This is a genomic window from Actinoplanes sp. NPDC020271, from assembly GCF_044388125.1.
In the GTDB taxonomy this organism is placed as follows: Bacteria; Actinomycetota; Actinomycetes; order Mycobacteriales; family Micromonosporaceae; genus Actinoplanes.
In genome coordinates this window covers 50,555-69,940 of the sequence record NZ_JBIRWQ010000029.1, presented here as the reverse complement: position 1 = coordinate 69,940, position 19,386 = coordinate 50,555, and the positions used below count along the sequence as shown (strand labels likewise).

Genomic DNA, 19,386 nt, shown 5'->3' with positions numbered 1-19,386 from the left:
CCCTGGAGGATAGGGCGAAATGCGTGGCGGTGGGTGGCACGTACGTGCGATACCTGAGCGCATGGCCGACTTCGACATGCGGACCGCCGACCTGAAGGCGCTCAACTCGCTGACCAAGTACCCGTCGATCCCGACGTTTCACGAGCTGGACCCCCGCAACGGCGGCCTGACCGAAACCGTCACCCCGTTCGCCGGGCCGGTGATCGGCACCGAAAAAGTCGACGGGAGCAATGCGCGGATCGTCGTGCTGCCGGACGGCAACTACCTGCTCGGCTCGCGTGAGGAGCTGCTCTACGCGCGCGGTGACCTGATCGGCAACCCGTCGCAGGGCATCGTGGCGAGCCTGCGTGACGTCGCCGACGCGCTGCCCGGCCGGCGGCTGCCGGTGGACACGCTGCGGGTCTACTTCCTGGAGCTGTACGGTGGCCGGATCGGCGCCCAGGCGAAGCAGTACAGCACGCGCGGGAATGTCGGCTGGCGGCTGTTCGACGTGGCCGAGGTGGGTGAGCTCACCGAGCGGCTGACCTGGCCGGCCCAGCGGATCGCGGCGTGGCGCGACGGTGGCGGCCAGACCTGGGCGACCGAGGACGAGCTGCAGGCGGTGACCGTCTTCGATCTCACCCCGCGGCTGTTCACGATCGACGGCTCGGAGTTGCCGGCCGACGTGGCCGGGATGCACGCGTTCCTCGGCGAGCGGCTGCCGGGCACGCTGGTCGCGCTCGACGAGAGCGGTCAGGGGCGACCCGAGGGCATCGTGCTGCGCACCCCGGACCGTTCGGTGATCGCGAAGGCGCGCTTCCAGGACTACGAGCGCACCCTCAATCGCCGCCGCTAGCTCTTGCCGTCGGCTTCCTGCTGGCGGCGGAGCCGGCGCTCGTGCAGCCGCCGCCAGCGCTCGTAGATGTCGGCGGCGGCGGCCGGGGGCTCGGCGGCACGTCCGGCGTTCCACTGGCGCGGCAGGAAGGCCTCGGCGCCGGCCCAGAGCAGTTCGCTCATCGGGACTGTGCCGCCGTGCAGCTTCATCAGTTCGGCCGCGACGGCGACCGCGTGGTCACTGCGCCGCCACTTCTCGACCATCGACTGACCGTGCAACAGAGCGTCGTAGTCCTGTGGATCCAGTTCCATCCCGGTCCCCTCACCGTGTGTAACCATTTGCCGACTGGCATGTTGCCGGAGGGCGTGGTGCGCAAGACGTCCGAGATCAACAGGCCTAGGCGCTACACCCTGCTGCGATAGACGATTCCTGTCAAGGTCGAAGGTCACCTCGCGGCACCCTGATGCCAAACAGTCATCCGTACGGTCAGTGACATCACGGGCTCAACGGTCTGACCGGATGCCGACAACGGAATCGCCCGGACGGTGCGGAAACGCCCATTCGGAGGACCACGGGAGAGCGATTACCGACGGACCGGGATCGACCTAGGGTTCTTTCTCGTCCGATCAAGTTCAGCGACGGCAAGGAGTCACCGTCATCGCCACCACACCCGAGCCCGCCGCGTACGGCTACCGCGTCGCCGTCGTCGGGCAGGACGCCGCCGGCCTGTCCCTCGCCCGGACCGCGATCATCGCCGGGCACACCGTCGCCGGCTTCGACACCGATCCGGAGCTGATAGCCCGGCTCCGGTCGGGGCGGTCACCGCTGGGCCACGAACTCGTGGCGATGCACGAGACCGGGCGCTACCACGCCACCGACGACCCGGCGTGGCTGGCCGAGTGCACGGTCTATCTCGTGGCGGCGCCGGTGCCGCTGCGGCGGGGCCGCCCGGATCTCGGGCCGGTGCTGGCCGCCGCGGACCTGATCGCGGGGCACGTGCGGGACGGTGATCTGGTCGTACTCGAATCGTGGGTTCCGCCCGGGACGACGCGCGGGGTGTTCCAGGACGCGCTGGCCGCCCGGACCAGCGCCCGGTATCTGCTGGGGTTCGCGCCGCAGCGGGAGCCGCACCGGAACGGGCGGGCGAAGCTCATCGGGGGCGTCGATCGGCGGTCCACGCTGGCGGCGTCGGCGTTCTACCGCACGATGCACGACGTGGTGGTGGCCTGCGCCAACACCGAGGAGGCGGAGGCGGCGAATCTGGCCGCGGCGGCGGACCGGCGTACGGCCTGAGCGTTCCCCGGCCGCTGGTCCGGGCTCTCCCGGGAGGTGCCGCGCCCGGCAGGTCCACACGCGACCTGCCGGGCGTTCTTGACAGGGCCGCAATCTGAGCGCAATCATTCAGAAACTTCGAACCGAAGTTACCCCCATCCCCCTGTTCTCCCAGCGACACATCCCCTTGGGCGCAACTTTGTTAGCGCTAACAAGTCGTGAAGGGCACGGTATGAGACGTCGAACCCTCCTCGCCGGCGCGGCCGCCTCCCTCGTCGTGCCGTCCGCGGCCCAGGCCGCCGGCTACTCCGGTTACGCCATGGCCTACTTCACCGAGTCCCCCTCGATGACCGCCGCCAACTACGGCCTGCACCTGGCGGTCAGCACCGACGGTCTGAACTGGACACCCCTCGCCCAGAACAACGCCGTCGCCACCCCGACCGCCGGGAGCCTCGGCCTGCGCGACCCGTTCCTGCTGCGCAAACAGGACGGCACGTTCGTCGTGCTCGCCACCGACCTGTACGGCACCGACTGGTCGTACCAGAGCCAGTACCTGCACGTCTGGGACTCGGCCGACCTGCGCGCGTTCACCGGGTACCGCCGGATCAAGGTGCACTCGCTCGCGACGCACGCCTGGGCGCCGGAGGCGTACTGGGACGCGGCGCGCGGGCAGTACGCGATCGTCTACTCCGCGGTGAACAGCACCGGCCACAACGTCCTGATGATCAACTACACGAGCGACTTCGTGACCGCCTCGGCGAACGCGGTCTACTACGACCCCGGGTACGACGCGATCGACGGCACGTTCGTGACGGCCGGCGGCGTGAACTACATGTACTACAAGAACAACACCAACAGCACGCTGCTCGGGACGAAGAACCTCAGCGTCTACACCAGCGCGATCACTCCCGGGCGCGGCGTCGAGGCGCCACAGATCGTCAAGTCGAACACGTCCGACGTCTGGTACATGTGGGGCGACACATGGAGCCCCAACGGACGGTTCTTCTGCTGGCAGACCACGAACGTGGCCGGGGGCTCGTGGACACTGCTCAACGACCGCGCGTACACGCAGCCGTTGAACTCGAAGCACTGCGGCATCGTGCCGATCACCTCCGGCGAACTGTCCGCCCTCACCACCAAGTGGGGCACGCCGGCGTGGAACCGGATCAAGTCCTACAACTACCCCGACCGTTACCTCCGGCACGCCGACGGTGTGGGGCGCATCGACACGTACCCCTTCGATCCCTACCAGGACCAGCAGTGGACCCTCGTCCCCGGGCTGGCCGACTCGTCCGGGGTGTCGTTCCGGTCGGTCAACTACCCCGACCGGTACCTGCGGCACAAGAACTACGCCCTGGTCCTGGCCGCGAACGACGGCAGTAGCACGTTCAACGCCGACGCCACGTTCTACCGGACGTCCGGGTTCGCCGACTCCTCCTGGACGTCGTTCCGCTCCTACAACTACCCCGACCGCTACCTGCGGCACAACAACTACGTCCTGCGCATCGACCCGATCACCAGCAGCTCCGCCGCGACGGACAAACAGGACGCCACGTTCCGCATCGGCTACTGACCCCATCCCCGGGCCCGGCCCGGCGATCCCCCACGCCGGGCCGGGCCCACAAGATCAACCCCATGTGCGCGTACGCCCGCAGCAGTCCCGCCCCCAAGTCTCCGGCCGTCCGCAACCCCGCTACCACTCACGAGTGCTGACCCGCCGGAGCACGAGGTGCGGCCGGGTCTCGCACGCGGCGTCGCGCCGGCCGGAGCGCAAGGCCCGCACGCGGCGTCGCGCCCGCCGGGGCACAAAGCCCGGCCCGGTCTCGCACGCGGCGTCGCGCCCGCCGGAGCACAAAGCCCGGCCCCGGTCTCGCACGCGGCGCGGCTCACGCCGGCCGGCCGGCGCTCAGGGATGTTTCCAGCTCCGGGAAACACCGCTCAGAGCCGGCCGAGGGGTGAGTCGCGGGACGAGGGCGAGTGGCAGCGGCTTCGCGTCGTGCTCGGCGCGAGGTTCGCTGTGATCCGGGTGGCGGCGCGGGGTGAGGGTCAGGCGAGGCGGCCGACGGCGGTGGGGAGTTCCCGGCGGGACGTGATGCCGAGTTTGGTGAAGATCTTGCGGAGGTGCCACTCGACGGTGCGGGGGCTCAGGAACAGGACGGCGCCGATCTCCGGGTTGGTGCGGCCGGCGGCGGCCAGGCGCGCGATCTGGGACTCCTGCGCGGTCAGCTCCTCCCGGGTGCCGGTGGAGCGTTTGCGGACAGTCTCGCCCGTCGCGGTCAGTTCGCGGCCGGCCCGCTCGGCGAAACCTTCGGCGCCCATGGTGCTGAACGCCTCGTACGCGGGTCGCAGTTGATCTCTTGCTTCGGCCCGGCGGTTGGCTCGGCGCAGCCACTCGCCGTAGAGGAGCCGGGCCCGGGCCAGGGACAGCTTGTGGCGGCTGGCGCCGAACTCCTCGACCGCTGTCCGGTAGTCCTTCTCGGCGTCGTCGACCAGCGCGTCGGCCAGCGCCCGCACCCCGCGGGACCAGGGCGTGCCGGCGACGGCGGCGCGGGCGACGAGCCGGTCACGCGCCTCGGCCGCTTCCTTGGACGCGCCGGTTCGGGCGGCCGCCTCGACGAGTTCGCCGAGCGACCACTGCAGGACGGCGAGGTCCTCGTGGCTGACCGCCTCCTGGGCCGCGGCCAGGGCGGCCGCGTAGTCGCCGTGACCGTTGTGCAGGACGGCCCGGCTGTACCCGGCGACGCCGAGCAGCCAGCCGACCCCGCCGTCCCGCGCGTCCCGGGTCAGCTCGTCGATCAGGGCGAGTGCCTCGTCGGTCTTGCCGCGGTAGGCGGCGAGGATGCTGCCGCTGGCCGGGTGCGGGGCGGGCCCGACTGCCCGGGCCAGCGCGGCGGCTTCGTCGATCAGATCGGACGCGTCGGCGAACCGGCCCGCGTAGATCAGCGCGGTGGACCGGAACGTGAGGGCGCTCGGCAGCCGCGACAGTGCCCCGGCGGCGCGGGCGAACGTGACCGCCTGCTCGGTCCGTTCGAGGAACGCCTCGTCGTCGAAGACCTCGTTGACCAGCATCCCGGTGAGCCAGAGCAGGTCGAGTTCGTTGTCCGCGGGGACGGCGGCGAGCGCCCGCTGGAACGCCGGCACCGCGGCCGCGTGGCCCTCACGGGCCCAGGTGATCAGCGCGGCGAGCAGCAGCCCGGCCGGTTCGGGGTCGGCGACGAGGGATCCGGCGGCCGCGTCGACGGCGTGCCGCAGGTCGTCCCGGCCGAGCCGGCCGGCGTTGATCGCCGCCCCGACCGCGGACAGGTACGTCTCCCGGGCCGCGACCGGGTCCAGGCTCTCCAGCCGTCCGGCCGCCGTGAGCAGCGGCGGCACCACTTCCCGGCCGGTGTTGAGGACGAACGCGATCTGCGCCCGGAGCCGTTCGACGGTCGCGGCCTGAACCGCGTCGAGCGGTCCCTGTTCCACGGCGGCGAGCAGGCCGGGGACGGCGGCGGCCGCGCCCGAGGCGAGGCGGGCCTGGGCGGCGGCGAGCATCCGGGCGGCGCGGCGACCGGGTTCCGGGGTCAGTTCGGCGGCCCGCTCGAGGAAGGCGGCCGCAGCGGCGCGACCGCCGCGGGACAGGGCCCGGCCGGCCGAGTTCTCCAGTTCCTCGGCGACTTCCTCGTCGGGGCCGACGGCGGCGTGCCCACGGTGCCAGGCGTGGCGGTCCGGGTCCTCCTCGGCGTCGGTGACCTCGGCCAGCGCCCGGTGCACGGCGCGCAGCTGGGCCGGGTCGGCGCCGTGCCAGGCGGCGGAGCGGGCCAGCGGGTGCCGGAAGCGGACCCGGGCGCCGATCTCGACCAGGCCGGCGGCCTCGGCCGGGCCGGCCGCGTCGGCGCTGACGCCGAGCAGGTCGGCGGCGCGCCAGAGCAGGGGCACGTTGCCGACCGGTTCGACGGCGGCGGCCAGCAGCAGGGTCCGGGTCGGCGCGGGCAGGGCGGCGATCCGGCGGCCGAAGTCCTCCTCGAGGTGGCCGGCGACGGTGGTGGCGGCCGGGATGCCGAACCCGAAGGCCGGGTCGGTGCCGCGGGGCAGTTCGAGCAGGGCCAGGGGGTTGCCGCGGGTCTCGGCGACGATCCGGTCGCGGACCCGGGCGTCGACGAGGCCGGGCAGCACGGTGTCGAGCAGCGCACGGGCGTCGGCCTCGGGCAGGCCTTCGACGCGCAGCTCGGGCAGGCCGGTGAGCAGCGCGTCGTCGGCCGGGGTACGGGCCGCGAAGACCAGCGCGACCGACTCGGCGTCGAGCCGGCGGGCCACGAACGTGAGGATCACCTCGGACATCCGGTCGAGCCACTGGGCGTCGTCGACGACCACGACGAGGGGCTGGTCGACGGCGGCCTCGGCGAGCAGACCGAGCACGGCCAGCCCGATCAGCAGGGCTTCCGGGGGCGGGCCGGAGCTGAGGCCGAACGCGGTGGAGAGCGCGACCCGCTGCGGCTCGGGCAGCCGGTCCAGGTGCGGCATGAGCGGAGCGACCAGCTGCTGCAACGCCGAGTACGCGAGCTCGGTCTCCGGCTCGACCCCGGCGGCCCGTACGACGCGGGTGGTCGGCGCGTGGCCGACCAGGTAGTCGAGGAGCGCCGACTTGCCGGTGCCGGCCTCGCCGCGCAGCACCAGGACCCGGCTCCGGCCCGTCCGGATGTCGCGGATCAGGCGTTCGAGCTGTTCACGTTCGCGCGACCGGCCTCGGAGTTCGACTGATCTCAGCACGCTGGGAGCGTACCCGGCGCTCGTTCGGTGACCTCCTGCAGCAAGTAGCCGTTACCGTCCGGATCGGTGAAGGAAGCGAACGACCCGTACGACGAACGCCCTGGGTAGAGCCCCGGCACGCGCTTCTCCGTTCCCGCGTGGTGGAACACCCCGTCCGCGTCGTGGAAGATCTCGCTGATCTGGACGCCCCGCCGGGTCAGCTCGGCCCGGGCCTCCTCGATGTCGCGCACGATGAGGTGGACGTTCTCCACGGTGCCGGGCGCGGCGGTGCCGATCCCGACGCCGAACGCGATCGAGCAGTGCGACCCGGGCGGGGTGAACTGCACGACGCGGTAGTCGTCGCCGCACACGTAGTCGAGGTCCTCCCGCCAGCCGAGCTGGTTGTAGAACTTCTTGGCCCGGTCGATGTCGGTCACCGGCACGGCGATCAGTTCCAGTTGATATTCCACGGTCAGATCCCGAGGGCGTCGAAGAGGTGGAGCCAGATCTCGCTGCGGGTGGGAAAGGCCGGGATCGCGTGCCGCAGGCGGCTGATCGGCACCTCGCCGACCACGGCGATCGTCGCGGCCTGCAGGAAGTCGGCGACGCCGGCGCCGGTCAGGGTGACGCCGACGAGCACGTCACGGTCGGTGTCGACGAGGAATCGGGCGGTGCCGCGCGGGCCGCCGGTGAACGCGCCTCCGGCGTTGCCGTCGGTCGGCACGTCGACGACCCGGACGGCCAGCCCGGCCGCGGCGGCGGTCACGGTGGTGTGCCCGACCGCGGCGACCTGCGGTTCGGTGAAGATCACCCGGGGCGCGCCGGGGCCGTCCCCGAGGTGCTCGGCGGCCATGCCGCGGCCGAGGACGTCCCCGGAGGCGATCGCCGCCTGGTACTTGGCCATGTGCGTGAACAGCGCCTTCCCGTTCAGGTCGCCGACCACGTAGAGCCAGTCGAGCCCGGGCACGCGCATGTTCTCGTCGACCTTGACGTAACCGGTCTCGTCGATCCCCAGCCCGGCCAGGCCCAGGCCGGCCGCCTGCGGCTCGCGGCCGGCGGCGACCAGGATCTCCGCGCCGGTCACGCTGGTCCCGTCGCTCAAGGTCACCGTCACTCCGGCTTCCGGATCCCGGCGTACGGCCGTGGCCCGCCCCGCGGCCCGGATGTCCACCCCCTGCTCGGCCAGGGACGCGGCCACCTGCTCCCCGGCGAACCGCTCCTCGCGGGGCAGCAGCCCCCGCTCCCCCGGGATCAGCGTCACCCGGGCCCCGAGCGAGGTGAACGCCTGACTCATCTCCACGCCGACGACCCCGCCGCCGATGATGATCAGCGACTCGGGCACGGCCGGCGTGGTGACGGCCTGCCGGTTCGTCCACGGCTTCGCCTCGGCCAGCCCGTCGATCGCGGGCCGCGCGGCCCGGGTGCCACCGGCCAGGATGACCGCGCGCCGAGCGTCGAGGATCTCGTCGCCGACCGCGACCCGCTTCTCGCCGGCGAGCCGCCCCCAGCCGCGGACCAGGGTGACCCCGCGCTCGGTCAGCCACGGCACCTGGCCGGCGTCGTCGAGGTGACCGATCAGCTCGTCGCGGCGGCGCAGCACGGCCGCCACGTCCAGGTCGCCGGTGACCGCGGCGCTCACCCCGGCCGTCCTGCGGGCCTCGGCGAGCAGTTCGCCGGGACGCAGCAGCGCCTTCGACGGCATGCACGCGTAGAACGAGCACTCGCCGCCGACCTTGTCGGCCTCCACGATCGCCACGTCGAGCCCGGCCTCGGCCAGCCGTCCGGCCGCCACCTCGCCGCCGGGTCCGGCGCCGATCACCACTACGTCAAAGGTTCGCATGACGAAAATTCTGGCTCGCCGGTCGGGCCGTTCGAACCCGGGACTCACCCTGGGGACGGCCGCCCGGGTACCCGGGTGCCCGGGGTGATCCCGCTGAACCGGTAGCACTCCTCGTCGTCGATCCCGTTCGGGTCCGGGTCGATCGTGAGCCGCGCGGGCAGCCCGGCGGCGTCCGCCTCGAACTCGACGTGAGCGTCGGCTCCGGCGCCGAGCGCGCTGTCGAGCAACTCGGCGACGGCCGGGTACTCGGGCGGCACGGCCAGGATCTCCGGAGCGTCGATCCGCGTGCCGGACACCACCCGGCCCTGGACGACGACGATCTCGTAGGTGCCGAGCAGCGCCCGCTCGCCGCAGCTGGACGTCAGCACGTAGGAGTAGTCCGGCGGCAGTTTCGCCTCAGCCGCGCGAAGGGGCTCGGCGGACTTCTCCGCCGTACCGGAAGAAATGCCACCACAAGCGGAAAGCGCAAGGGCGGAGATCACAGTGAGGAGCGCGGCCGGGCGTTGTCGGGATTCCACCATGAGCCATTCGACGAACGATTACCGCCCGCGGTTCCGCTCTTTCCGTCGTTCGCGGTAAATCGCACCGTTTTCGGGACTTTATCCGGCACGAACAAGATCAAATCGTCGCAATACCGTGAAGAGAGTCACTATTCAGGGCGAAAAATTTGGTCGCCGGCCCTTCGCTGTGGTTACCGTCGGTCGTCCCGCGAAATCGCGGGCACTGTGGACGGTCCGCCGAATCCCGCCGCCGATCCGCACAAGAAACTCAGGCGGGAGCGGGGGACCCACTTTCCGGCGCGATGAAAGGAACTCGCGCCTCGGCCCTGGTCGGACCACGCGACCGGGCCTCGGGGTGAAGCCGCATGTGACGCGGCCGGGCCACTCTGCCCGAACCCGACAGCTCACCTCGTAGGCGTGGAGGAGAAACCCCATGTCTCGGATCGGTAGACGAACGCGCCTTGCTGCCCTCGGCCTGATGACCGCGAGCGGCATGCTGCTCGCCACGGCCGCCCCGGCCAGCGCTTCCAGTGTGAACTGGGACCGGGTCGCGCAGTGCGAGTCCGGCGGCAACTGGCACATCAACACCGGCAACGGGTATTACGGCGGCCTGCAGTTCAACCGCAGCACGTGGATCGCCAACGGCGGCGGCAAGTACGCGTCGACCGCGAACAGGGCCAGCAAGTCGGAGCAGATCAGGATCGCCGAGAAGCTGTACGCCAAGCGTGGCCTGAGCCCGTGGCCGGTCTGCGGCAAGAAGGCCGGCGTGAAGTCCCCGGCCAAGTCGAAGCCGAAGACCACGAAGAAGAAGACCACGAAGAAGACCACGGTCAAGAGCAACGGCAAGACGTACGTGGTCAGGTCCGGCGACACCCTGGCCACCATCGCCAAGCGGCACCACGTGGCCGGTGGCTGGCGCACGCTCTACAAGCTGAACAAGGGCGTGCTGCACTCGCCGAGCCTGATCCACCCCGGTCAGCGCATCAGGCTGTAGCCGCGGGCGGCCGGGTCACCGCAGGTACTGCACGACCCCCGGGTCGAGCGGGATGGTGACCCGGCCGGACCGGTCCCAGCGTTCCAGGGTCCACCAGTTGCGCTGCTGACGGATGGTGACCTGGACGTTCGGGGACTCGCCGTGCCAGGCCGAGCCGCCGGCGCCCACCCCGTACTTCGCGCGGGCGAACACGCCGACCTTGGTCAGGGTGGCGCAGGCGCGGCAGCGGCCGTCCTCGGTGACGACGCAGTCGCCGCAGGTGGCACCCTGGCAGAGCCGGCACGGGCGGACCGCCTCGGGGCAGGCCGGGCAGGTGGGGAGCAGGCAGTGCGCGCACCACGCGAGCGTGCCGGCCAGGTGGTGGTTGCGGCAGGCCTGCAGGCTGGTCAGGGCCGTGCCGGTGGACTCGTCGACGACGTACCCCTGAGTCCTACCCGGCGCGACGTCGTAGACGATCGGCAGCTGGACGCCGTCGGCGAGCTGCCAGGTCTCGGCGACGCGCAGGCCGACCGCGATCCGGGTGACGTCGACCGGCCGGCGGCGCAGCCGTCGCAGCAACGCCTCGGTCAGCTCCTCGGGCAGGTCCAGCGGGGCGGCCGGAGCCTGCGCGGCCGGGGCGCCGATCGCGAAACGGGCCTCGGCCGGCTCCAGCTCCTCGCCCGGCGGGTGCTCGACGATCCGCGGGACGACGAGCTGCTGGACGCGCTGCGCGCCCTGCACGTGGATGCCGGTGAAGTCCTCCTGGCGGGTCACGGCGGTGACGTCGGCGAGGCGGCCCGCGGTCAGCAGGGTGGCGCCGACCATGCCGCGGTTCATGTCGCCCGGGGACTTGCTCAGTCCGTGCCAGGCGGGGCGGCCGGCGTCGCGACGAACACCGAGCTGGGCGTGCCGGCCGATCCGGGCGAGGACCGCCTCCCACGCGCCGAGCTGGGCATACGCCACGATCTCGGGCTCGGGCTGCCAGTCCTCGGCGGCCCAGGCGGCGCGACCGGCGGGCTCTTCCCACTCGGCGACGGCGTCGCCTGCCGCGATGCCGCGTTCATCGACGCCGGTGATGTCATCGAGTATCAGCCGGCTCACGGTAGGTGATCTTACTCGGGCGACGCTTGCCCGACGATTTCTCGCCATGCGCCGGTCCTCTGCGGACAGCAGGATCATCGCAATGATCAACATTCCGTCCAGAAGAGCGCTGCTGGCCGCGGCGCTCGGGCCGGTCCTGTCGCTGACGGCGCTCGCGGCGCCCGCGGCCGCCTCGGAGCTCTCGCCGTTCGCCGCGGTGAACCAGTTCATCGGCACCGAGATGGACACGACGCAGAACAAGAGCAACGACGCGTACGGCAACACGTTCCCCGGCGCGGCCGTCCCGTTCGGCATGGTGCAGCCGAGCCCGACGACGTACCGGGCCGGCAACGCCCTGGTCGGCGAGAAGGGCGGGTACGAGTACACCGCGAACCTGATCCGCGGATTCGGCATGACGCGCTACTCCGGCACCGGCTGCACCGGGCGGTTCGGTGGCTACGAGTTCCCCACCATCCCGTACGCCGGTGAGGTCCTGCCGGTCGATCCGGCCACCGACATCAAGGGCTACTACCTCGGGTTCAGCCACGACGACGAGGTGTCCCAGCCCGGCTACTACAAGGTGGCGCTGGACAACGGGATCACCACCGAGCTGACCGCGACCACGCGGACCTCGGTGAGCCGCTTCACCTTCCCGGCGTCGTCCGACGGCACGCTCATCCTCGACGTGTCGGGGCAGAACAACCGGTCGTTCGGCAGCGAGATCACGATCGACCCGGCCACGCGGACGGTCTCCGGCTGGATGTACGGCGCCGACGTGTGCGACGTGGGCAACACCTACAAGGCGTACTTCTCGACGACCTACGACAAGCCGTTCGCCTCCTACGGCACCTGGAACGACACCGAACTGACCACCGGCAGCACGCACGCGGTCAAGGCCGGCACCGACACGAGCGTCGACTACCGTCACGACACGGGCGGCTGGGTGACGTTCGAACCCGGCGCCAAGGTCACCGCGAAGACCGGTTTCAGCTATGTGAGCGTGGAGAACGCGGCGCTCAACCGGGACGAGGAAACCTCGAAAGCCGACTTCGACGACGTACGTCGGGAAGCCGGAAAATCCTGGGAAGAAGCGCTCGGCACCATCGACGCGCGCGGTGGCGACGCCGCCCGGCGGACCTCTTTCTACACCGCGCTCTACCACGCCTATCTGCAGCCGAACGTGCGCGAGGACGTCAACGGGCAGTACGTCGGCTTCGACGGTCTGGCCCACGCCGTGGACCGCGGGCACCACTTCTACCGCAACATCAACTTCGCCGGCTCCGGCTGGGACATGTACCGCAGTCAGGCGCAACTGCTCGCGCTGACCTTCCCCGAGGTGGCGAACGACATCCAGCGCTCGATCGTGGCGATGGTCCAGCAGACCGGGCGGTGGGCGCCCGGGGCGGCCCGCATGCAGGGCGACAACTACCAGGTCATCCTGGCGACGCTCGACGACATGGGCGCCACCGGCTACGACCGGGGAGCCGCGCTCGCGTCGATGATCGCGACCCAGAGGCTGCCGGCGACGTCGACCACGCGCAGCGACGGGTACCAGTACTTCTCGACCGGCCTGATCGAGAACCGCAAGGGGGACTTCGCGACCTCCCGGGTCCTGGAGTACGCGATCGACGACTTCGCCGTCGCGCAGCTCGCGTCGCGACTCGGGGACTCATCGTCCTCGGAGTTCTTCATGGGCCGGGCCCAGAACTGGATGAACGTGTTCGACCCGGTCACCCGGCACATCCGGCCGCGCGAGCGGACCGGCTTCGACCGGACGACGGACCTGCGCGTCCGCGAGGACACGTCCGGGCGCGGGCAGTTCAACCAGTCGACCGGCTACCAGTACGGATGGATGGTGCCGCAGAACCTGTCGACGCTGATCGCCAGGCGCGGCGGGGTCGCGGCGGCCACCGCGCAGCTGGACACGCTGATGGCGCAACTGGACGCCGGGGCCTACACACAGACCGGCAACTACCTGTCGAACCAGGTCGCGTTCAACACGCCGTGGGTCTACAACTGGCTGCAACGGCCGGCGTCGACCTCGGACGTGCTGCACCGGGCCGTGTCGGAAATGTACGACACCACCCCGTCCGGGTTGCCCGGCAACGACGACCAGGGCTCGTTGAGCTCCTGGTACGTGTTCGCACAGCTCGGCTTCTACCCGGCGATCTACGGCACCGGCGATCTCGTGATCAGCGGGCCGATGTTCTCCAAGGTGAAGATCGACCCGATCGGCGGCGGGCACAGCATCAAGATCAAGACGAAGGGCAACGGCCGGTACGTCGCGAGCCTGCGCGTGAATGGTCACGGACAGACCGCGAGCTGGCTCGACGCGTCGTTCGCGCGGCACGGCGGGACGCTCGACTTCACCATGTCGGACACCCCGGGGACGTGGGGCACCGGGCCGGCCGACGTCCCGCCGTCCTACCCGGCCGGGGCGGACGCCCGGAACAACGCCGGCACCACGCCGGACGGGCAGGGCAACCTGGGCTCGATGGACCTCAGTGACTGGTCGCTGTCCCGCACCGCGCTGGCCGCCGCCGGCGCCACGCCCGGCGCCGCGCTGACCGTCGGCGGGACGACCTTCACCTGGCCGTCGGCCGCGCCCGGCATGCCGGACAACTGGATCCCGCACGGCCAGAAGGTCACCGTCGGCAAGGCCGCGAGCAGCGTGTCCTTCCTCGGGCTGGCCACCAACGGACCGGCCACCGGCATCGCGACCGTCCAGTACACGGACGGCACCTCCCAGCCGGTGACCGTCACGTTCGGCGACTGGGCCGGAGCCGCGCCGGCCGGGAACGTCGAGGCGTTGACGCTCCCGGGTCGTAACAACGTCAACGGGACAGCGGGAACCGGAACGTTCCGGGTGTTCGCGACGACGCCGGTGGCGCTGGACGCGGGCAAGACGGTGGCCTCGGTGGCCCTGCCCGAGCACACCGACAAGGGCATCATGCACGTCTTCGACGTGGCCGTCTCCTGAGCTCTCGGCTGGTCCCGGCCCTCCGGTGGGTCCGCCCACCGGAGGGTCATTCCTATAGGTCGCTTGACGATATATATCGGTGAACGTAGTGTGACTGTCATGCAGGAACCGACGTTTCTCATCCTGGCCGCGCTCGCGGCTCAACCCCGGCACGGGTACGGGATCGTGCAGGCCGTCGCGGAACTCTCCGCCGACGAGGTGAAGCTCAAGCCCGGGACCCTCTACGGCGCTCTCGAACGCCTCACCGAGCAGGGGCTGATCGAGGTCGACCGGGAAGAAGCGGTGGAAGGGCGGCTGCGCCGTTACTACCGGCTCACCGTGGACGGGACCGGTGCGCTGACCGCGGAGATCGCCCGGCTGGACCGGCGGGCGTCGGCGGCCCGGAGTGAGCTTCGGCAGCGGCCGGGCTTCGCTTTCCACGGCCTCTCTTCGCGGCTCGGGCTGCGCGGGGAAGCCGGCCTCTCTTCGCGGCTCGGGCTGCGTGGGGGTGCCGCATGACCAGCAACGCATGGCCGGCCGCTGACCCGCGGCTCGAACGGCGTTACCGGTGGCTGCTGCTGGCGTACTCCCGCCGCTACCGTCGACGCCACGGCACCGAGATCGTCACGACGCTGCTGGAGATGGCCGGGCCCGACCGGGCCCGGCCGTCGGCGGCCGAGACGTGGCACCTGATCAGCAGCGGGATCCGGCAGCGGTTCCGGCTCCCGTCCGGGCGGCCGCTCGCCCTGGTCGCGGCCGTGCTGATGACGGTGACGCTGGGAGTCTTCGGCGCGGCCGCCGGCAGTTGGGCCGGCCAGCGCACGCTCACGGAGCTCCCCTCGCCCGAAGTCGTCCGTCAGATCGGGGTCGCCGCGCTCCCCGACGCGGCCTTCGGCCCGGACTACGGCATCGCGGACCAGCCGGGAAGTGCCGGCTACGGGCACTTCACCGCCCTCCCCCGCGCCCAGGGCCCCGGGCCTGCGCCGACCTGGACCGTCGAGCAGACCCGCGACGGGCTGGCCGCAGCCGGCTGGAAGATCACCCGGTTCGAGTTGCACCCGTTGCTTGCCATGAAGTCGCCGACGGACGCGGACCCGCTCGCGGAACTCTCCTGCTGCCAGCCGGCGGACCCGACCCCGTTCGAGCTGAGCATCTCGCCGTACAACCACCTGCGCCGCTACGCGATCATCACCGCCGAGCGGAACGGCCTGGTCGTGCACGCGACGGCGACCGACGCGATCGGCGGGGACACCTCGAAGGCGGAGGTGAAGTCCTACTCCGGGGGCGTCGACGGCAAGGTGTTCGCCGCTCGCAGTACCGCCTACCTCCCGCTGGTCGTCGCCGGTGCTCTGCTCGGCGGGCTGGCCGGCTGGCTGCTGACGGCAACCGGCGCCCACCGGGTCCGCCCGATGCGCCCCGCCCGCCGCTGGACGACGGCGGTACTCACCGGTGCGGCGCCGACCGCCGCGGTACTGCCGGTCTACGCCATCGTCCGCAACGCCATGCTGCTGGCCGCGCACCTGGGCGACGGGCGGCCGGTCTACACGCTGCACTCGGTGCTGCGCCCCGGCTGGTGGTACCTCGAGAACCTCCCGGCCCCGTCCGTGCCCGCCTGCGCCGTCGCCGCCGGCGTGGCCGCGCTGCTGGCCCTGGCCAGCACCTGGGGCCGCACCCCGGAACTCGCACAGAACGCCGCGCAGCCCTCCTGACCTACCCAGCCACCAACCAGCGCGGCCGACCGGCACCCGGAGGACCGCCGGCCATGTGATCCACCCAGCCGGACCGGCCGGCTCGAATCGCCGGACCGGGTTTGATCGGCTTGAACCGTTCGGCCGGATCTTCCGCCCGCGTCCGCTCCCCCGGCGCGGGCGGATCGGCGGGCCGCTGGACGACAGCACTCGGGGGCGTCCAGCGGAAACGACTCCGGCGATCGCCCGCACCCTTGGCGACTAGGGTGCGCGTGGGCGATCGCCGGAGTTCGTCGACCTCAACCGTTCCGCGCGACCGTTCGAGCAGTGCACACGAGTCGGGAGGCGACTTTCGAGTAAGTCTTTGAAGTGTGGGAATGCGCTTTCCGGCACAACCTACGGCAACAATCCAGAAACGTCAATCAACAGCCGGTCGGGGCCGGGACGGGTTGTCGGCGACGACCTGTCGGCCCGGGTGACGCGAGACCGCCACCAGGTCCAGCCGGGCGGGTCAGTTGACCCGGCGTACCGTGATGACGCCCTTGATGATCCGGTAGGTGCCGTAGAGCATCGGGCCCCACGCGACGATGAAGACCGACGCGTCGGACGCCATCGTGGCCAGGGTGATGATCGCGCCTACGGCGAACCAGATCACGCCGACGGTGATGTCGCGCTTGCCCTGGGCGGCGTTCTCGGCCCGGTTGATCTGGCGCTGCGCGAAGTCGCCCGAGGCGCCCTGACCGGTCCAGTTCTGGTAGGGCATCGCCGGGGCACCGTTCTGCGCGGCCGGCTGACCGTATTGTCCCGCCTGGCCGGGCTGCGCGGGCGGCTCACCGTATTGTCCCGGCCGGCCGGGCAGCGGGGCCGGCTGACCGTAGTGCCCGGGCGGCGCGGGCGGCTGACCGTACTGCGCGGGCGGTTGGCCGTATTGAGCAGGTGACGGCTGACCGTGCTGCGCAGGTGACGACTGCTGAGGCGTCGGCTGGCGCGGCGCGGGCGGTGCGGGCCGCGCGGGCGGCTGGTACGCGGGCGGCTGGTACGCGGGCGAGTCGTAGGACGGCGGCGAGTAGTTCGGGCCGGCAGTCGGGTCGGAGTACGTCATGTGGCACCTTCTCCAGGTCGAGGACACGGCGATCGGCGGGGTACTCAACCGGTCATCCAGGAGTACCGCCCCTTCACTCCCCCGGTTCAACCGGTCACCGCCACGGAGCGATGAATCGAAGCAGATCGCTGCCGAGTGTGCCGTCCCCCGGCAACGTCAGGCGCCGTCGCTGAAGTGGACCGCGGCGGCGACCGCTCGGCGCCAGGTGGCGTGACCGGCGGCCCGTTTCTCGGCCGGCATGCGGGGTGACCAGCGCGCCGCCCGGTGCCGGTTGCCGCGCAGGTCGCGCAGGTCGGACCAGTAGCCGACGGCGAGCCCGGCCGCGTAGGCGGCGCCGAGGGAGACCGTCTCGGCGACCATCGGGCGGGACACCGGCACGTCGAGGACGTCGGCGACGATCTGCATCAGCAGGTTGTCGGCGGTCATCCCGCCGTCGACGTTGAGGCCGGTCAGCGCGAGCCCCGAGTCGGCGTTCATCGCGTCGACGACGTCGCGGGTCTGCCAGGCGGTTGCTTCGAGGACGGCGCGGGCCAGGTGACCTTTGGTGATGTACGAGGTCAGCCCCACGATCACACCACGGGTGTCGCTGCGCCAGTGCGGGGCGAACAGCCCGGAGAACGCCGGCACGATGTAGCACCCGCCGTTGTCCTTGACGCTCGCGGCGAGCGTCTCGATCTCGGCGGGCGTGCCGATGAGGCCGAGGCCGTCGCGCATCCACTGCACGAGCGACCCGGCGATGGCGATGGACCCTTCGAGCGCGAAGACGGGCGGCGCGGCCCCGATGCGGTAGCCGACTGTCGTGATGAGTCCGTGCGCTGACCGGATCGGATCAGTTCCGGTGTTCAGCAGGAGAAAACCGCCTGTGCCGTACGTGCACTTGGCGTCCCCCGGCTCGAAACACGTCTGCCCGAACAGCGCCGCCTGCTGGTCGCCGATCGCCGCCGCGATCGGCACTCCGCCGAGCGCCGTACCGTACACCTCCGACGACGAGCGGATCACGGGCAGCACGGCCGCCGGGATGTCGAAGAGCGACAGCAGTGCGGGATCCCAGTCCAGGGTCGCGAGGTTCATCAGCTGGGTCCGGCTGGCGTTGGTCACGTCGGTCACGTGCAGCTCGCCGCCGGTCAGGTTCCAGATCAGCCAGCTGTCCATCGTCCCGAACAGGATCTGGCCCTGCGCGGCGCGGAACCGCAGCCCGGGTGTGTTGTCGAGCAGCCACCGGATCTTGGTCGCGGAGAAGTAGGTGGCGGCCGGGAGACCCGTCCGCTCCAGGAGCGGGCCGTCGGGCAGGGCCGCTGCCGTCCGGGTGTCCTGCCAGACGATCGCCGGTGCGACCGGCCTGCCCGTCGCCCGGTCCCACAGGACCACGGTCTCGCGCTGGTTGGCGATCCCGATCGCGGCGATCCGGTCCGTGGAGAGGCCGGCCAGCGCCCGGCTGATGACCTTCTGGGTGTCCTTCCAGATCCGCGTGGCGTCGTGCTCGACCCAGCCGGGCCGCGGATACGACTGCGGGTGCTCGGCCCGGGCGACGGCGACGACGGTGGCGCGGCGGTCGAAGACGATGCACCGGGTGCTGGTCGTGCCCTGGTCGATCGCCAGGACGTAGCGGTCGGTCACGAGCCGGCCAGGTCGCGGGAGACCGCCCGGGCGGCCGCGACCACGTGCTCGACCAGGGCGGGACGGGCCTGGCGGCGGGTGTCGCAGAGCCGCTCGACGGGGCCCCTGATGCCGATCGCACCGATCACCAGTCCACCGTACGACCGCAGGGGCGCGGCGATCCCGGCTCGGTCCGCCTCCCACTCCTCGACCGATAGTGACCATCCTTGGGCGCGGGTTTCGGCGAGCGTGCGGGCCAGGGCCGGCCGGGTGGTGACGGTGGTCCGGGTGTACGCGTCGAGCCCGCCCGCGACGGCGTCCTCCGCGGCCGCCGCCCGGTAGGCGAGCAGCACCTTGCCGAGCGCGGTGGCGTGCGCCGGCACGACGCTGCCGGTGTCCATCGACTGCGCCGAGTCGTCGGGGCGGAACACGTGGTGGACGATCAGCACCCCGCCGTCGTGCAGCGCCCCGACGTGCACCTCCTCGCCGCTGCGGGAGGCGAGCGCGTCGGCCCAGTTCAGGGCGCGGGCGCGCAGTTCGTTGGCGTCCAGGCCGGTGGAGGCGAGGTCGAGCAGGCCGCGGCCCAGGCGGTACCGGGCGGTGCGCGGGTCCTGCTCGGCGAAACCGATGGCCACGAGCGTACGAAGAATGCTCTGGGCCGTTGATTTGGGCAGGCCGAGGGCGTCGGCGATCTCCTTGACCCGCAGCCGGCCGGGGCCGGTGGCGAGCAGCCGCAGGACGGCCGACGACCGCTCGATGGACTGGATCAGGCCGGGCATCGTGCGACATTGTCGCACGCCGGGCGTTGTCGCGGGCCGGAACGCTGCTTAGCGT

Annotated in this window: 16 protein-coding genes and 1 riboswitch; of the genes, 7 read left to right on the top strand and 9 right to left on the bottom strand. The window is 71.6% G+C overall.

The annotated features are described in order from the left end of the window. The first annotated feature begins 61 nt into the window (after positions 1-61). On the top strand, positions 62-835 hold the full coding sequence (locus ACH442_RS39895) for an RNA ligase family protein (protein ID WP_396343326.1): 774 nt from the start codon (positions 62-64) through the stop codon (positions 833-835). On the opposite strand, the gene ACH442_RS39890 is transcribed toward ACH442_RS39895, so the two are convergent. Continuing rightward, the gene (locus ACH442_RS39890) at positions 832-1,125 is read right to left on the bottom strand and encodes a hypothetical protein (RefSeq protein ID WP_396343325.1); all 294 of its coding nucleotides are present in this window, start codon (positions 1,123-1,125) and stop codon (positions 832-834) included. The genes ACH442_RS39895 and ACH442_RS39890 overlap by 4 nt on opposite strands. 346 nt (positions 1,126-1,471) lie before the next feature. Between ACH442_RS39890 and ACH442_RS39885 the strand changes: the two genes are divergently transcribed. Continuing rightward, a complete protein-coding gene (locus ACH442_RS39885; protein WP_396343384.1) occupies positions 1,472-2,107 on the top strand; it encodes a hypothetical protein in 636 nt (211 codons plus the stop codon). Positions 2,108-2,318: 211 nt separating this feature from the next. Beyond that, the gene (locus tag ACH442_RS39880; RefSeq protein ID WP_396343324.1) at positions 2,319-3,659 is read left to right on the top strand and encodes an AbfB domain-containing protein; all 1,341 of its coding nucleotides are present in this window, start codon (positions 2,319-2,321) and stop codon (positions 3,657-3,659) included. 473 nt (positions 3,660-4,132) lie between these two features. Here ACH442_RS39880 and ACH442_RS39875 read toward each other — a convergent pair whose 3' ends face one another. The 4 genes from ACH442_RS39875 to ACH442_RS39860 are packed head-to-tail and all read right to left on the bottom strand — an operon-like array spanning position 4,133 to position 9,136. Then, positions 4,133-6,835 (bottom strand): AAA family ATPase, encoded by a 2,703-nt coding sequence (locus tag ACH442_RS39875; RefSeq protein WP_396343323.1) that lies wholly within the window; start codon positions 6,833-6,835, stop codon positions 4,133-4,135. Further along, positions 6,829-7,284, bottom strand: a complete 456-nt coding sequence (locus tag ACH442_RS39870; RefSeq protein WP_396343322.1) for a VOC family protein — start codon at positions 7,282-7,284, stop codon at positions 6,829-6,831. Before ACH442_RS39870 ends, ACH442_RS39875 begins: the two co-directional genes overlap by 7 nt. A gap of 2 nt (positions 7,285-7,286) precedes the next feature. After that, positions 7,287-8,654 (bottom strand): dihydrolipoyl dehydrogenase family protein, encoded by a 1,368-nt coding sequence (locus ACH442_RS39865; RefSeq protein ID WP_396343321.1) that lies wholly within the window; start codon positions 8,652-8,654, stop codon positions 7,287-7,289. Between the two features lie 44 nt (positions 8,655-8,698). Then, on the bottom strand, positions 8,699-9,136 hold the full coding sequence (locus tag ACH442_RS39860) for a DUF6174 domain-containing protein (protein ID WP_396343320.1): 438 nt from the start codon (positions 9,134-9,136) through the stop codon (positions 8,699-8,701). A gap of 243 nt (positions 9,137-9,379) precedes the next feature. Next, positions 9,380-9,587: riboswitch (cyclic di-AMP (ydaO/yuaA leader) on the top strand. Between the two features lie 45 nt (positions 9,588-9,632). Between ACH442_RS39860 and ACH442_RS39855 the strand changes: the two genes are divergently transcribed. Continuing rightward, entirely contained in the window at positions 9,633-10,148 is a 516-nt protein-coding gene (locus tag ACH442_RS39855) for a transglycosylase family protein (protein ID WP_396343319.1), read from the top strand. Positions 10,149-10,163: 15 nt separating this feature from the next. Here the strand turns inward: ACH442_RS39855 and ACH442_RS39850 are convergent, their stop codons facing one another. Then, the gene (locus ACH442_RS39850) at positions 10,164-11,228 is read right to left on the bottom strand and encodes a hypothetical protein (protein WP_396343318.1); all 1,065 of its coding nucleotides are present in this window, start codon (positions 11,226-11,228) and stop codon (positions 10,164-10,166) included. A gap of 82 nt (positions 11,229-11,310) precedes the next feature. Here ACH442_RS39850 and ACH442_RS39845 point away from each other — a divergent pair, with 82 nt between their 5' ends. From ACH442_RS39845 to ACH442_RS39835, 3 genes are all read left to right on the top strand, one after another. After that, positions 11,311-14,187 (top strand): GH92 family glycosyl hydrolase, encoded by a 2,877-nt coding sequence (locus ACH442_RS39845; RefSeq protein ID WP_396343317.1) that lies wholly within the window; start codon positions 11,311-11,313, stop codon positions 14,185-14,187. 99 nt (positions 14,188-14,286) lie between these two features. Further along, complete coding sequence (locus ACH442_RS39840) at positions 14,287-14,685, top strand: PadR family transcriptional regulator (RefSeq protein WP_396343316.1); 399 nt, start codon at positions 14,287-14,289, stop codon at positions 14,683-14,685. Further along, positions 14,682-15,875 carry a hypothetical protein gene (locus ACH442_RS39835; protein ID WP_396343315.1) on the top strand — a complete coding sequence of 398 codons (1,194 nt, stop codon included), beginning with the start codon at positions 14,682-14,684 and terminating at the stop codon, positions 15,873-15,875. Before ACH442_RS39840 ends, ACH442_RS39835 begins: the two co-directional genes overlap by 4 nt. A 490-nt stretch (positions 15,876-16,365) precedes the next feature. Here ACH442_RS39835 and ACH442_RS39830 read toward each other — a convergent pair whose 3' ends face one another. The 3 genes from ACH442_RS39830 to ACH442_RS39820 form a co-directional block, all read right to left on the bottom strand. Then, on the bottom strand, positions 16,366-16,956 hold the full coding sequence (locus tag ACH442_RS39830; RefSeq protein WP_396343314.1) for a hypothetical protein: 591 nt from the start codon (positions 16,954-16,956) through the stop codon (positions 16,366-16,368). Positions 16,957-17,112: 156 nt separating this feature from the next. Continuing rightward, positions 17,113-18,573: a glycerol kinase GlpK gene (glpK, locus tag ACH442_RS39825; RefSeq protein ID WP_396343313.1), complete on the bottom strand. Its 1,461-nt coding sequence runs from the start codon at positions 18,571-18,573 to the stop codon at positions 17,113-17,115. After that, a complete protein-coding gene (locus ACH442_RS39820) occupies positions 18,570-19,331 on the bottom strand; it encodes an IclR family transcriptional regulator (RefSeq protein WP_396343312.1) in 762 nt (253 codons plus the stop codon). The genes glpK and ACH442_RS39820 overlap by 4 nt, the downstream gene beginning before the upstream one ends. Between the last annotated feature and the right edge of the window lie 55 nt (positions 19,332-19,386).